A 14,446-nucleotide genomic window follows, 5' to 3' on the forward strand; every position below is an offset into this window, starting at 1 on the left:
GTAAAGTAGTGGTCAATGATCCGGCGCTATGAACGCTCCGATCGCTCGGGCAGACGAGCTTGAACGTTTTTGTTCAAGTCATCAAGTTCGGCGATAAACGCTTTTCCGGACTGAACAATTCGTTCATTGGACTGTTCGGTTAATTCAATCGCAGATTGAACGTCTTCATAAGCTTTACGGAAGGATTCGATGGCAACCGCAGGCTCTTCCAATGTTTTTAATGTTTCTTCCGTATTCGTACGCAACGTTTTGGCATTACTTAAAATCATATCTTCTGTTGCTTGATTCACACTTTGCACAGCGTCAATGACTTTTTGTTGGTTGCCAAGTGCAAGTTGGATACTTGCTGTAACCGTAATGACGTTTTTCGTCATCGTAATCGCATTAAAAATCGCTTCTTCAAGTTTTTCGTTGTTTTCTTTTATTAAGTCAACAGAAGCGAGTGACTGCTGTAATACCATAACCGCTTGTGTCATGTTTTTGATCCGTGTAATCACTTTTTGTTGACCCTTTTGCAACTCCACCGGGTTGTCTCGCCATTTCTCGGCAGTCATTTCACTTTCAAGCATCGTGTTTAACTGTTTACCCGTTTCAATTTGCTTTTCCAAATTGGTAATCCGAGAAGTCGCGGTCTCCCGAAGTTGCTCTAACATCAAGTTGTCTTCTTGCAATTTGTCTTTCCCTTTTAACAACGCTTCAATGATGTTCTCCACTTGTTCTTCGACCGTTTTATATTTCTGTGCATATTGATCAATTGGATTTTTGCGGGTAAGCTTGTTCCACGCTTTTTGCAATGCATTTTGGTTAAGGTGTTCTGGCTCTAGCGTCGACACTTGCTGACGAAGTTCAAAGAGCTGTTCAGGCAACTCACTGTTTTTATTGGAGAGCATGTCTTGCACTGGTCGCTTTAATGATTCAAGGGAGTCTCCAGCAAGTTTTTGCTCATCTTCTCCTAACAAACCTAGCTGTTGGATCAGTTCAGCTGTGTTGCTACTTTCTTTGAATTTGTTCATGTATTGTTCTGCGTTTTTCTCAGCCTCTTGTTTCTCAGGCTCTTTAAGGTCAGTTTCAAAATTCGTTTCATCAACTTCTGGGGCATGTTTATTTTCTTCTTGCATGGATAGACCACCTTTCTGTCAGTAAAAACCAGCCGAGCAATTCTTTGTTCATTATATCATTTTCACAACAATCATGTCTTGATTCATTTACGTTTGTAAACAGATAAAGGTTTCGTATGTATTATTCCTATTAAAGAAAAGTACAATTACGGATCAAAATATAGAAAACAGGCAGAAAAATGATTGTTAGATTTTTTCCCGAAGCAACTATACATTAAGCGCTTACATGCTGAAGCGACGGGCAGTTCCAATTTGCCGAAGGTTCAGATAAGTGGTAAGATCATTTTTACTAGTTTACTGAGACAACTTCAAGTTGGATGAAAGAGGTGGAATGAATTGACTCACAAATATCAAGGGGACCAAGGATTGTACCGGTCTGAATTTGAGCATGACAACTGCGGAATTGGGTTTTTAGCAAATCTTAAAGGAACACCATCATATACGATCGTGCGAAGCGCACTTGATCTTTTGAGCAATCTTGAACATCGAGGTGGGCAAGGGGCGGAGAAGAACTCTGGTGACGGGGCAGGAATCTTGTTGCAAATCCCTCATCCGTTCTTTGTAGAAGCTGCAAAGGAAAACGACTTTTCATTACCAAACGCCGGGGAGTATGGTGTTGGGATGCTGTTCTTGCCAACTGATGAAGGCAGAAGAAGGGCTGTCCTCGACCTACTTGAATCGATTGCAATAGAGGAGCAAGCAAGTGTCATTGGTATTCGCGATGTTCCTGTGAATGAACAAGGGTTAGGTAAGACTGCACTCGCAGCAAAACCTTATATTCAACAAGTATTTATTACATCTTCAGGTTTGTCTTCAGACGTTTTAGAGAGAAAATTATATGTTGTGCGAAAACGTATTGAAAGAGAAGTTAAAGCCCTTTTAAAAGAGGGTGATTCTTTTTATTTTGCCAGTCTTTCAACAAGAACGATTGTCTATAAAGGCATGCTCACAACGGATCAACTCGGTACGTTTTATACCGATCTGAAGAAGAAATTATTCAAAAGTACGATTGCTCTCGTGCATTCTCGATTTAGTACGAATACATTTCCGAGTTGGGAGCGAGCACATCCAAACCGGTATTTAATGCATAACGGGGAAATCAATACGATAAAAGGGAATGTCAACTGGATGCGAGCGCGAGAAGCAGTATTCGAATCCGACTATTTCCAAAGCGACCTTGAAAAAGTGCGACCCGTCGTTGATGAAAATGGTAGTGACTCCTCGATGTTCGATAATGCTTTTGAATTTTTAACATTGTCTGGAAGAACGCTTGCCCACTCAGCAATGCTCATGATTCCTGAACCGTGGCAAAATGCTGAAAACATGGCTAAAGATAAGCGTGCATTTTACCAATATCATTCTACGCTGATGGAACCGTGGGACGGACCGACAGCGATTGTGTTCACGGATGGAAATCGTGTAGGCGCTTGTCTTGACCGAAATGGGCTTCGTCCATCCCGTTACATCGTGACAGAAGATGACATCGTCGTCATGTCTTCTGAAGTGGGTGTACTCCCCGCAGCGCCAGAGAAAGTTGTTGAGAAGAAAAGGTTAAAACCGGGGCAGATGCTCATCGTCGACCCGAGTGAAGGGCGCATTATTCCAGATGAAGATGTAAAACAAGAGATTATTTCTAAGCATCCGTATGAAGAATGGGTTGCTCAAGAACTAAAGACGCTAGATGACATCCGTGAAAGCTCAGATGCATTTAAAGAGTATGACGAAAAACAAGTGCTCCTAAATCAACTCGTACACGGGTATACGTTTGAGCAAATTCATAAACAGATCAAGCCGCTCGTTACAGATGGCGCAGACCCGGTAGGGTCTATGGGGTACGACAATCCGCTAGCTGTGTTGTCGGAGAAACCTCAACTGTTGTACAACTACTTTAAGCAACAATTTGCACAAGTAACGAACCCGCCGATCGACGTGATTCGAGAAGAAGTCGTGACTGCGGTAGGTACGACAATCGGGAAAGAGGGCAACCTGCTTCACCCAACGGCGAAGAGTGCCCGCCATATTTACTTAGAAACACCACTCCTAACGAATGAGGAGTTAGCCAAGCTTGCCGCTTGTGACGAGCAAGGCTTACAAGCAGAAGTGCTGTCTGCAACGTTTGAGCCGAGTGGCTCGTCTTCAAATATTGAAAAAGCACTTGAAGACATACACAAACGCGCAGATCGGGCAATTGAAGACGACCGGACACTCATTGTGTTAACGGATCGTGACTCAGATAAATTCAACGTTCCTCTGCCAATGCTTTTGGCCGTCTCGAGCTTGCATCATCATCTCATCCGACAAGGAACAAGAACTAAAGTGAGCTTAATTGTGGAAACCGGTGAAGCGAGTGAAGTTCATCATTTCGCAGTTCTCCTCGGTTACGGGGCAGAAGCGATCAATCCGTATCTTGTGTTTGATTCTCTTGAAGGTCTTGCAAGAGATGAAGAGCTAAGTGGTCTCAATTACGTCGATGCAGTAAAAGCCTACATTCAAGCAGCGACAAAAGGGATGATGAAAGTCCTTTCAAAGATGGGCATTTCCACGATACAAAGCTACCGAGGTGCGCAAATCTTTGAAGCGGTTGGACTTCATGAAGATGTGATCAATCATCACTTTACTTGGACGCCAACAAGAATCGGTGGAATTGATCTTGAGACGATTGCGAATGAAGCGATCCAACGTCATCGAAAAGCCTATCGTCTTTTTGAAAGTGAACAACTTTCTTTACCAGACGGTGACGACCATCAGTGGAGAAGAAATGGGGAAGAGCATCAATTTAACCCCCACACGATTCATATGCTCCAACAAGCTTGTCGATCAAACGACCAGGAATTGTTTAAAGCCTATAGTCGTTCCATTAACGAGCAAGAAGAGAAGCAAACAACACTTCGAGGTCTGCTCTCATTTAAGAAAGACCGTCCATCTGTACAATTGCATGAAGTTGAACCGGTTGAAGAGATTTTCAAACGCTTCAAAACGGGTGCAATGAGCTTTGGTTCCATATCGAAAGAGGCGCATGAATCTTTAGCCATTGCGATGAACCGGATTGGTGGGCGATCGAATACAGGAGAAGGTGGGGAGGACCCAGAACGCTTTACTCCTGATGAAAATGGTGATTTAAGACGTAGTGCGATTAAACAAGTGGCATCCGGCCGCTTTGGCGTAACGAGTCATTATTTAGTGAATGCCGATGAAATTCAAATCAAAATTGCGCAAGGCGCAAAGCCAGGTGAAGGTGGACAATTGCCGGGAAACAAAGTGTACCCTTGGGTCGCGCAAGTGCGCGGAACGACTGCAGGCGTTGGTCTGATCTCGCCGCCGCCACACCACGATATTTATTCGATTGAAGATTTGGCTCAACTCATTCATGACCTGAAACATGCAAACCCTGCCGCGCGGATTAGTGTGAAGCTTGTATCGGGTACAGGTGTCGGTACGATCGCCGCCGGTGTCGCAAAAGGTCGTGCGGATGGAATTGTCATTAGTGGCTATGATGGGGGTACAGGTGCAGCTGCACGTACATCGATTAAGCATACGGGACTTCCATGGGAGATTGGGTTGGCTGATGCTCATCAAACACTTGTGCTAAATGGTCTCCGGGAACGTGTAAGGTTAGAGACAGACGGCAAGATGATGACAGGTAAAGATATTATTACAGCAACGCTGCTTGGTGCAGAAGAATATGCATTTTCCACAGCTCCGCTCGTCGTTTTAGGATGTGTGATGATGCGCGTCTGTCACATCGATACGTGTCCAGTCGGTATTGCGACCCAAAATCCGGAATTACGCAAGCGCTTTGCTGGAAATCCAGATCATGTCGTGAACTTCATGACATTTGTTGCTGAAGAAATGCGAGAAATCATGGCAGAACTAGGGTTTACAAAGCTTGATGATATGATTGGTCGGTCCGATCTGTTAGAACAACGTACAGACATCACGAATGAAAAAGCAAAACAGGTGGACCTTGCTTCATTGCTTTATCGACCTGAGACAGAAAATCAGCAAAAACATATCGGGCATCTTGAACAAACACATCTTGTGAATGAATCACTCGATATAACGATGTTGATGGAAAGTTGTGAAGAAGCGATTGAATACGGAACGAAAGTCGAGCAAAGCTATCCAATTTGGAGTATAAATCGTGCGGTCGGTACGGTAATTGGAAGCATGATCTCTAAGCGTTATGGCATGGATGGACTGCCGGAAGATACGTTGGACTTAACGTTTTCTGGTTCCGCAGGCCAAAGCTTTGGGGCATTTATCCCGAAAGGCATGACGCTTCGCCTTATAGGTGACAGCAATGACTATATCGGAAAGGGTTTGTCAGGGGGAAAGATTTATGTTCACCCTCATGAATCGGCACCACTCAAGCCTGAGGAAAACATTATCGTTGGAAACACCGCGCTATACGGTGCAACAAATGGAGAAGCGTACATTTCAGGCATCGCTGGCGAACGTTTTTGCGTGAGAAATAGTGGCGCTCGTGTTGTTGTCGAAGGTGTAGGAGACCACGCGTTAGAATATATGACTGGCGGGACGGTTGTCGTTCTTGGAGAAACAGGTAAGAACTTTGCTGCAGGTATGTCAGGGGGGACGGCTTTTGTATACAACCCTGAACAGTCATTTGAAAAACATTGCAATCGTGCTCTCGTTGAATTAGATGAAGTGAAAGATGAAGATGTGACGGAGTTAAAAGAACTGATTGAAAAGCACGCTTTGGTTACTGGCAGTCCGCTAGGCGAGCGGTTGCTTCGTGATTGGGAGCGGACAGTAGCGAACTTCGTAAAAGTGATCCCTACCGATTATCGCAATATGTTAAAAGCGATTGAAACATCGATCAAAGAAGGCATTTCAGAAGAAGAAGCCGTTATGGCAGCATTTGACCAAAGTCAGCAAAAGAAAGCGGCGGTTAAATAGTACCGTAAGAACAGGAGGGGATCACAGTGGGAAAAGCGACTGGTTTTATGGAGATTAAACGAGAAGCTCCGCCAAAAAGAGATCCAGTGGAACGATCAAAAGATTGGAAAGACATCCATTTGACACCGTCAAAAGAACTGATTGAGTCACAAGCCGCTCGTTGTATGGATTGCGGGATCCCGTTTTGTCAGGCAGGTACGAGCATCCCAGGTTCTGATGAAATTGGTTGTCCGGTATATAACCTCATTCCCGAATGGAATGATTTGATCTATCAAGGCAAATGGTATGAAGCGTTGGAGAGGCTTCACAAAACAAACAATTTCCCGGAATTTACCGGAAAGGTGTGTCCAGCTCCGTGTGAGGGGTCTTGTACGGTTGCCATTGATGACAATCCCGTCGCCATTAAATCCATTGAGTGGCAAATTATTGAGCGTGGGTTTAAAGAAGGCTGGGTGAAAGCTCAGCCACCGAAAAAAAGAACAGGAAAAAGCGTCGCGGTGGTTGGTTCAGGTCCTGCAGGACTTGCCGCTGCTGCCCAACTGAATAAAGCAGGGCATACCGTCGTTGTTTACGAGAAAGATGATCGCATTGGTGGTCTATTAACGTATGGGATTCCGGACGTGAAATTGCCGTATGATACGGTCATGAGAAGAGTCCGGTTGCTCGAAGAAGAAGGGATTACGTTCAAGACGAACGAAGAAATTGGACGGACAATCACGTGGGAGCAATTGAACAATGATTATTCTGCTGTCATTCTTTGCACAGGTGCTCAAGTACCTCGAGGTGTTGGCGACGTGCCAGGCAAAGAGGCAAATGGTGTTCATTTTGCGATGGATTTTCTCACACAAAACACGAAGTCATTGCTAGATTCAAACCATGAAAATAAAGAATACATTACCGCTAAAGATAAAAATGTAATTGTTATTGGCGGGGGCGATACTGGGGTTGACTGCATTACAACGTCTGTTCGACATGGGGCGAAGTCGATTACCCAGTTTGATATTAATAAGATTAAAGAAGACATTCGATTGGACAATAACCCGTGGCCGTTGTTCCCAATGACGTTTGCGAAAGAAGATGGTCATAAAGAAGCGGAAGCGGTTTACGGTGAAGACCCACGAGCATATCAATGGTTTACGACAGCGTTTGTAACAGATGAAGACAATAACCTTGTTGGATTAGAAGCCGTCCAAGCCGAAACCATTTTTGAAGATGGAAACAAAATTCGAAAACCGATTCCTGGAACTGAAAAGGTTTGGGATGCTGATCTTGTTTTACTAGCGATCGGCTTTACCGGACCAGAGCAAGAGTTGCTTGAACAGATGCAAGTAAAAGTAACAAACCGTGGTACGATTGATGCCCCGTATGGTAAGTACAATACGAATGTTCCGAGTGTATTTGCTGCAGGGGATAATCGTAGAGGTCAAAGCCTTGTCGTATGGGCGATTCATGAAGGTCGAGAAGCGGCTCGTGAGTGCGACCGTTACTTGATGGGAGATACGATTTTACCATAAACGGTAGGAGAAGACACCGAAGCCGAGGAGGGTACCCTCCTCGGCTTCGGTTCGTTCTCTACCCAACTTTTCTCAACCCGCTTGTCTACGCTCGGCAGATTGTTTCGAGAATACGGCGGTTCTCTCCAAAAGAAATAATGTGCGCATGATGAGGTGGTAATCGTTCAAATAAGCGGGTGGAATGGTACTCTCTTTTCGGAGCAACCATTGAATCACTTGTCCGCGTTCGTCTTTAGAAAGTTTATGCAAATGCTTTGGAACGTTAGCTGCAAACTGAATTAAGTACGGAGCCGTCTTCGCTCCCGCTCGTTGCGAAAGGTCAAGCACAAGAGTTCTCACTTGGCGTTGTTGATGAGAAAAATAGAGTAATTTCCTCATCTCACTTTTTTCAGGAGGACGAAGCTGCCATTGTTTTCGTTGCAACGTTGCCATTCGTTCGAACTCTTGGACGCTCTTCAAAAGTCTCGTCCGGTTTTTTTCTCTCGCATACGGATGTTTCCCGTTTACGTATAAAGACGGTAGCGCTTTGAGTTCTTGAAAAAGACGATCGTGGCGTTTTTTTAGTTCTGGCATGAAATTATTTGGAAGTACAAAGATGTTTACGACTGTTGAAATCATAATGCCGATCATCGAGCTCATAACGCGTACACTGTAATCATCAATATGTTGATCAAACATCGTCGGCATCATCGCAAATAAAGAGATCGAAGCAATAAGGGTGCGCTTATTCACTTGCAACTGCATCGTACCGAGAAGTAAAACACTAATCGCAAACAAGTACCAAAATGGATGGGCACCGAGGGAGTAGTAGAAAAAGAGGGCAAACGACACCCCGACAAGGGCAGAGCCTAAACGGACAGCCCCGTTTCGAACTGCATCAAGACTCGTAGCCTCTAAAGCTAAACACGTTGTAATGACGGCAAACCCAGGAGGCAAGTGCAATGCACGACAGAGAACAACGCAAGCGGCGATACTAATCAGTGATTTAATGGTTCGGTTAGACAGACGTTGGATAAACAATTGCATAAGCGCACGGCCTTTCATAATTTCACATACCGTATTAACCGGATGCTCCTGATGCTTAGGGTGTCAAAACGAAAACATTTTATGCATTTTTTTATTAACATCTTGAACAATGCTCATGTCATCACGTATGATAGAAGTGAAATTACGGTAAAAAAGTCATCAAGAGATGAGTTGTTCTGAAGGGAGTGATCTGGTGTACGTAACCGGAAAGTATAAAACAGGGGTCTATGCAGGTACGCCTATGGAAGAGAGGCGCGACCAAACGCTACTTCAAGTTGAAGCGGTCATCAAGCATCCACTGCAAGGCGACCTCCATCAAGGATTCGCCACCGATGTCCCTTTGTTTCATCAACGCAATGCACTTGCACATAAAGAGAAAGCGTGGGTACCCACGGTCACAGTAAAATCGTTTACCGATGATCTGCCTTCTTATGAGCATAGTTTGCAATCCGCTGTTGATGATGAGATTGCCCGAATGAAAGAACGAAATGATTCATTTGGGGATGAAGCGCTAAAGAGTTTAGAAGAACTAAAGGTAAGGTACAGTAAGTAAAGGGAAACTTTATAGATGGGTAAGACCAAAGAGGTGACGCTACTGTCTTCCTCTTTTCTTACGCTTTTTTTAGTATCTTTTCGTCCGAATTTTCAATGAGTTAAATCGTTTGATGAATTGAGGAGTGGATAGAATGACACGTAAACAACCATCATTTGCAACGGAAACGGTATGGGCAGGAGAAGAAAAGTATCGGGTACACGGCGCGAGCCAAGTACCGGTCGTACACAGTGTTGCGTATACGTACGACGATCTTGATTATTGGTATGAAGTGGCGGTTGGAAACGCAGAAGGTCATATTTATGGTCGCAATACAAACCCAACTGTCGCTAGCTTTGAAGACAAAGTGAAACAGCTAGAAGGCGCAGAGTCTGCAACGAGCTTTTCAACAGGAATGGCCGCAATTAGCAATACGTTGCTTACGTTTTTGACGCCTCGAGACCGCATTGTAAGCATTAAAGATACGTACGGAGGCACGAACAAGATCTTTAGTGAGTTTCTTCCACGTCTAGATATCGATATCACATTGTGTGAAACAGGCAATCATGATGAGATGATTGAAGAAATAAATAAAGGTTGCCAAGTCGTATATCTTGAGACACCGACGAATCCGACAGTAAAGATTACAGATATTGAGAAAATTGCCGAAGCAGCAAAAGAGGCAGGAGCTCTTGTCGTTGTTGACAATACATTCGCGACGCCGGTGTTACAAAACCCACTGCAACTTGGGGCTGACCTTGTCATTCACTCTGCTACGAAGTTTCTAGGTGGGCACGCTGACGCGCTTGGCGGTGTGCTATGCGGAGATGAAGTGCTCGTTGATCGGGTGTATCATTACCGAGAAATTAACGGGGCAACGATGGACCCGATGGCTGCTTATTTACTCATAAGAGGCATGAAGACTCTTCATCTGCGCGTATGGAAACAAACAGAAAACGCAGGGAAATTAGCGGAATATTTAAAAGCGCACCCACTCGTAGAATCGGTGTATTACCCGGGGCTTACCGATCATGCTAACCATGATATTGCTAAACAACAAATGCGCGGATTTGGCGGAATGTTTAGTTTTTCATTACACGGTGGTATGGATGCGGTCAAAGAGATGCTTCCGAAATTGAAATTTGCCAATCGTGCGGCAAATCTTGGTGCAGTCGAAACAACGGTTGGACCCGCAAGAACAACGAGTCATGTCGAATCTTCACCAGAGGAAAGAAAAGCGCTCGGCATCCCTGACGGGCTCATTCGGTACTCTGCAGGCATTGAAGACTTTGAAGATTTAAAAGCAGACCTTGAAGAAGCGATGAAAGCCATTACAGTAACTCAATAACAGGAGAGTGCTCATGAAGAAAAAAGTTGCGATTATTGGTTTTGGCGGAGTCGGTCAAGGCTTCGCCAACCTGTTATCCGAGAAACAAGAACAGCTAATCAGTCACCATCAACAAGACATTGAGATCGTGTCGATCAACGATCTATACAAAGGTACATTACACGATGATGACGGGCTCGATATGGGGGGAGTATTTAAAAGTTTAGACGTTGATGGAACACTCGAACACTACAAGAATCAGAAGGCAATAAAATCCGATTGGGATGCAGTGAAAACAATCGAGAAAACGAATGCTGACATTATCGTTGAGCTAACATTTACAGATGTTTTGACTGGAGAGCCCGCAATCACTCATTGTAAAACAGCAATTGAAGCGGGGAAACACGTGGTGATGACAAACAAAGGCCCCATCGTTAAAGCCTATCAACAACTGAAAGAAGCCGCGGATAAAAAAGGCGTTGAATTTCTGTTTGAAGGAACGGTTATGAGTGGTACGCCTGCGCTTCGTATGCCACTTATGACACTGAAAGGAAATACGATTACACGCATCGAAGGCATATTAAACGGTACGACAAACAGTATGCTTACAGACATGGCGAGTGGCATGAGCTATGAGGACAGCCTTGATATTGCGAAACAAAAAGGGTATGCCGAAGCCGATCCAACGAACGACGTTGAAGGGTATGATGTTCAAGGAAAGGTCGTCATTTTAGCGAATGTTCTACTCGGTGCTAGCCTTACGCGAAATGACGTTCCTTGCACCGGCATCACGAAACTCACACGAGAAGATTTTAAGAAGGCAAAAGATTCAAATCAAGTGTGGAAACTTCTCGGTGTTGTAGAAAACGATGGTGGCGTCGTAACGGCTCGAGTTGAGCCGAAATTACTTACCGCAGATGATCCTTTAGCGCAAATTAATGGACCAATGAATGCGGTAACGTATCAGTGCGATTTGTCTGGAAATGTAACACTTATTGGTGCAGGAGCGGGAATTACGGAGACAGGATTTGCTGTACTCATTGACATTTTGTCTATCCGATAATTGAATTCTAATAGGTTAGGGGTGTAAGAGATGATCGGAATTAATGAAAAAGAACAAGCGATGTTTATTTCAGGCGAGTGGAAACAAAAAAACGAGATGATTGAAGTACAAGATCCAGGTAAACGGGTGACGATCGGGTATGTCCCGAATGGACAGAAAGAAGACATGGTGGAAGCGTTGCAGTCGGCTGTACTCGGTCGAGAGATTGCAGCGGCGCTCACTGTGCGAGAACGTATGGACATTTTAATGAATGTGTCTCGCCTCATTCTTGAAGAGCGTGAAGATATCGCTGAAATCATTGCATCTGAAGGTATTAAGACGATTACTGAAGCCCGTAAAGAAGCGCGAAGAGCGGCAGAAACATTGCAAATTTGTGCTGAAGAGGCAAGAAGGTTAACTGGATCAACAGTAAATTTCGACCAGATGCCTGGAAATGCTCATCGGCATGGGTATACATTCATGTTTCCGATCGGGATCATCGGTGCAATCACACCATTTAATGACCCACTTAACCTCGTCGCACACAAGATTGGTCCAGCAATTGCAGGGGGTAACGCTGTTGTTTTAAAACCGGCGACAGAAACACCTCTTTCAGCTCTTTGGTTAACGAAGAAATTTCAAGAGTCTGGGCTTCCAGATCATGTATTAAACGTCGTTACAGGTCGGGGGAGTGAAGTGATCCCTCCGATGATTGAACATCCTGATGTTCGTTTAATTAGTTTCACCGGTGGACTTAAAACGGGTGAAACGCTAGCAAAGCAAGCCGGGCTAAAGAAAATAGGGATGGAATTAGGGGCCAATTCCCCGCTTATTGTTTGTAAAGATGCGAACATCGGTGTTGCTGCAAAGGCAGCTGTGGACGGCGCTTTCGCATCAGCTGGTCAAAATTGCTTAGGTGTTCAGCGCATGATTGTGCATGAGGATGTGATCGACACATTCACTGAACAAGTGACGGATCATACGTCTCGACTAGCATTTGGAGACAAGATGCGTGAAACCGATGATGTCGGTCCGTTAATCAATGAAAAAGAAGCAGAGCGGATGATTCACCGCATTGATGAAGCGATTGACAAAGGCGCTCGCCTTTTATGTGGGGGCGTGTTGCATGGCAACTATTTAGAGCCAACATTGCTCACCGACGTGCCGAAAGATACACTGTTGTATAAGGAAGAGATCTTTGGACCGATTGCAATGATCGAGTCATTTCAAAGCCTAGAAGAAGCAGTGAGGGTCGCGAATGATGTGAACTATGGACTGCAAGCCGGTATTTTCACGGCATCTTTATCCAACGCACATTACGCCATTCAAAAATTACATGTCGGTGGCGTGATGGTAAATGACAGCAGTGATTTTAGAATTGACGCCATGCCTTTTGGTGGGACAAAAGGATCAGGTCTCGGTCGCGAAGGGGTTCTGTCTGCACTCCATGAAATGACAGAACCAAGAGTCGTCTGCTTCACAGAAATTGAAGAATAGCTTTTTCACGAATTCCACAACGAAGTAGGAGTGCTGGCCAATTATGTTTCCTAGAGAAGAGTATCAACTCAGAATGAATAAAACAAAGCAGAAAATGCTCGAATATGGCGTTGAAGTACTAGTACTATCCAATCCATCAAACCTTTGTTATTTAACGGGATACAATGCGTGGAGTTTTTACGTCCACCAAGTAGTACTCGTGTTAATTGATGAGGAAGAACCGATTTGGATTGGACGGGAAATGGATGCTCATAGTGCTCGCACGACGACGTGGCTTGACCAACGAAGAATTATTCCTTATCCGGATGAGTTCGTACAATCGACCATCAGACACCCGATGGATTTTGTCGCCAATATTCTTACTGACCTCGGTCAAGGCCAACGAAAAATTGGTGTAGAAATGGATGCGTTCTATTACACAGCGATGTGTCATGAACGCATCACGTACGGTTTACCGGATGCGGAGTTTAAAAATACGAGCACGATTGTCAATTGGGTTCGTGTGATCAAAAGCGATGAAGAAATCAGGTATATGCGAAAAGCAGCGAAAATCGTAGAAAATGCAATGCAATCGGCCTATGATACGGTAAATGTTGGTGTTAGGGAAAATGATGTGGCTGCCGCCATCTATCACGCTCAAGTGAGTGGAACAAAAGAGTTCGGTGGAGATTACACGTCGATCGTTCCTATGCTACCGACTGGGAAAAACACGGCAAGCCCTCACTTAACGTGGACAGACAGAAAGTACGTTGAAGGGGATTTTCTAACATTGGAAATCGCTGGCTGTTATCAGCGATATCATACACCACTGGCAAGAACGATGTCTCTAGGAAAAGCACCTGAATCTGTAAGAGAAGTAGGGAAAGTGGTTACCGAAGGCATTAGAGAAACGTTGGCGCAAATGAAACCAGGTGTAACCGCTGAACAGGTGGAAGAAGTTTGGCGTACATCGATTGGTAAGCACGGATTCATTAAAGCATCGCGGTTAGGCTATTCGATTGGCCTAAGTTATCCTCCAGATTGGGGAGAGCATACAATCAGTTTTCGAAAAGGGGATCGTTCCCTTTTGGAACCAGGCATGACGTTTCATCTTATGCCTGGCATTTGGTTCGATGACTTCGGTGTAGAGATTACGGAATCAGTGCTAATTACGGACTCAGGGGTCGAAACACTTACGTCATTTACCCGTGACGTGTTTGAAAAACCGTTGTAGTCCCTTCATTTATGAAAACGGCACTCACGAAGAGTGCTGTTTTTTTTCTTTTTTTGGAGGGACAGGATCAAATCCTCCGCGATGAAATGGGTGGCACTTTAGAATGCGTACGATGCCGAGGAGTAGGCCCTTAACGACACCGTGTGTTTGCACCGACTCCAATGCATAGTGAGAACAAGTCGGTTGAAATCGGCATGTAGGTGGGGTGGCAGGAGATATGAATTTTTGATAAAAGCGAATCGGTGCAATAACCATTTGGC

General features: G+C 44.6%; 10 protein-coding genes. 7 read left to right on the forward strand and 3 right to left on the reverse strand.

The window, feature by feature from the left end; all coding sequences use genetic code 11:
* Positions 1-26 precede the first annotated feature (26 nt).
* Positions 27-1,118 carry a toxic anion resistance protein gene (locus ACE1TF_RS12910; protein WP_042397765.1) on the reverse strand — a complete coding sequence of 364 codons (1,092 nt, stop codon included), beginning with the start codon at positions 1,116-1,118 and terminating at the stop codon, positions 27-29.
* Positions 1,119-1,454: 336 nt separating this feature from the next.
* Here ACE1TF_RS12910 and gltB point away from each other — a divergent pair, with 336 nt between their 5' ends.
* Entirely contained in the window at positions 1,455-6,035 is a 4,581-nt protein-coding gene (gene gltB, locus ACE1TF_RS12915) for a glutamate synthase large subunit (RefSeq protein WP_375017292.1), read from the forward strand.
* Between the two features lie 26 nt (positions 6,036-6,061).
* Positions 6,062-7,549 carry a glutamate synthase subunit beta gene (locus ACE1TF_RS12920; protein ID WP_375017294.1) on the forward strand — a complete coding sequence of 496 codons (1,488 nt, stop codon included), beginning with the start codon at positions 6,062-6,064 and terminating at the stop codon, positions 7,547-7,549.
* A 72-nt stretch (positions 7,550-7,621) separates the two neighbouring features.
* On the opposite strand, the gene ACE1TF_RS12925 is transcribed toward ACE1TF_RS12920, so the two are convergent.
* Positions 7,622-8,593 (reverse strand): FUSC family protein, encoded by a 972-nt coding sequence (locus ACE1TF_RS12925; protein WP_375017296.1) that lies wholly within the window; start codon positions 8,591-8,593, stop codon positions 7,622-7,624.
* Between the two features lie 175 nt (positions 8,594-8,768).
* On the opposite strand from ACE1TF_RS12925, the gene kapB reads away from it, so the two are divergent.
* From kapB to ACE1TF_RS12950, 5 genes are all read left to right on the forward strand, one after another.
* Positions 8,769-9,128: a sporulation phosphorelay system protein KapB gene (gene kapB / locus ACE1TF_RS12930; RefSeq protein ID WP_375017298.1), complete on the forward strand. Its 360-nt coding sequence runs from the start codon at positions 8,769-8,771 to the stop codon at positions 9,126-9,128.
* A gap of 133 nt (positions 9,129-9,261) precedes the next feature.
* Positions 9,262-10,455: a cystathionine gamma-synthase family protein gene (locus tag ACE1TF_RS12935; RefSeq protein WP_375017300.1), complete on the forward strand. Its 1,194-nt coding sequence runs from the start codon at positions 9,262-9,264 to the stop codon at positions 10,453-10,455.
* A 13-nt stretch (positions 10,456-10,468) separates the two neighbouring features.
* Complete coding sequence (locus ACE1TF_RS12940) at positions 10,469-11,497, forward strand: homoserine dehydrogenase (RefSeq protein ID WP_375017302.1); 1,029 nt, start codon at positions 10,469-10,471, stop codon at positions 11,495-11,497.
* A 30-nt stretch (positions 11,498-11,527) separates the two neighbouring features.
* Positions 11,528-12,973, forward strand: coding sequence for an aldehyde dehydrogenase family protein (locus ACE1TF_RS12945; RefSeq protein ID WP_375017304.1), 1,446 nt, complete (start codon positions 11,528-11,530; stop codon positions 12,971-12,973).
* Positions 12,974-13,016: 43 nt separating this feature from the next.
* Positions 13,017-14,186 carry a M24 family metallopeptidase gene (locus ACE1TF_RS12950; RefSeq protein WP_375017306.1) on the forward strand — a complete coding sequence of 390 codons (1,170 nt, stop codon included), beginning with the start codon at positions 13,017-13,019 and terminating at the stop codon, positions 14,184-14,186.
* A 24-nt stretch (positions 14,187-14,210) separates the two neighbouring features.
* Here ACE1TF_RS12950 and yidD read toward each other — a convergent pair whose 3' ends face one another.
* Entirely contained in the window at positions 14,211-14,441 is a 231-nt protein-coding gene (gene yidD / locus ACE1TF_RS12955) for a membrane protein insertion efficiency factor YidD (RefSeq protein WP_375017458.1), read from the reverse strand.
* Between the last annotated feature and the right edge of the window lie 5 nt (positions 14,442-14,446).

The sequence above is a fragment of the Geomicrobium sp. JSM 1781026 genome (assembly GCF_041949955.1).
GTDB lineage: Bacteria > Bacillota > Bacilli > Bacillales > Marinococcaceae > Geomicrobium_A.

Coding starts and splice junctions, on each gene's coding strand:
- ACE1TF_RS12910 (WP_042397765.1), bottom strand. CDS start 1,118: ATGCAAGAAGAAAATAAACATGCCCCAGAAGTTGATGAAACGAATTTT.
- ACE1TF_RS12925 (WP_375017296.1), bottom strand. CDS start 8,593: ATGAAAGGCCGTGCGCTTATGCAATTGTTTATCCAACGTCTGTCTAAC.
- ACE1TF_RS12935 (WP_375017300.1), top strand. CDS start 9,262: ATGACACGTAAACAACCATCATTTGCAACGGAAACGGTATGGGCAGGA.
- ACE1TF_RS12940 (WP_375017302.1), top strand. CDS start 10,469: ATGAAGAAAAAAGTTGCGATTATTGGTTTTGGCGGAGTCGGTCAAGGC.
- ACE1TF_RS12945 (WP_375017304.1), top strand. CDS start 11,528: ATGATCGGAATTAATGAAAAAGAACAAGCGATGTTTATTTCAGGCGAG.
- ACE1TF_RS12950 (WP_375017306.1), top strand. CDS start 13,017: ATGTTTCCTAGAGAAGAGTATCAACTCAGAATGAATAAAACAAAGCAG.
- yidD (WP_375017458.1), bottom strand. CDS start 14,441: ATGGTTATTGCACCGATTCGCTTTTATCAAAAATTCATATCTCCTGCC.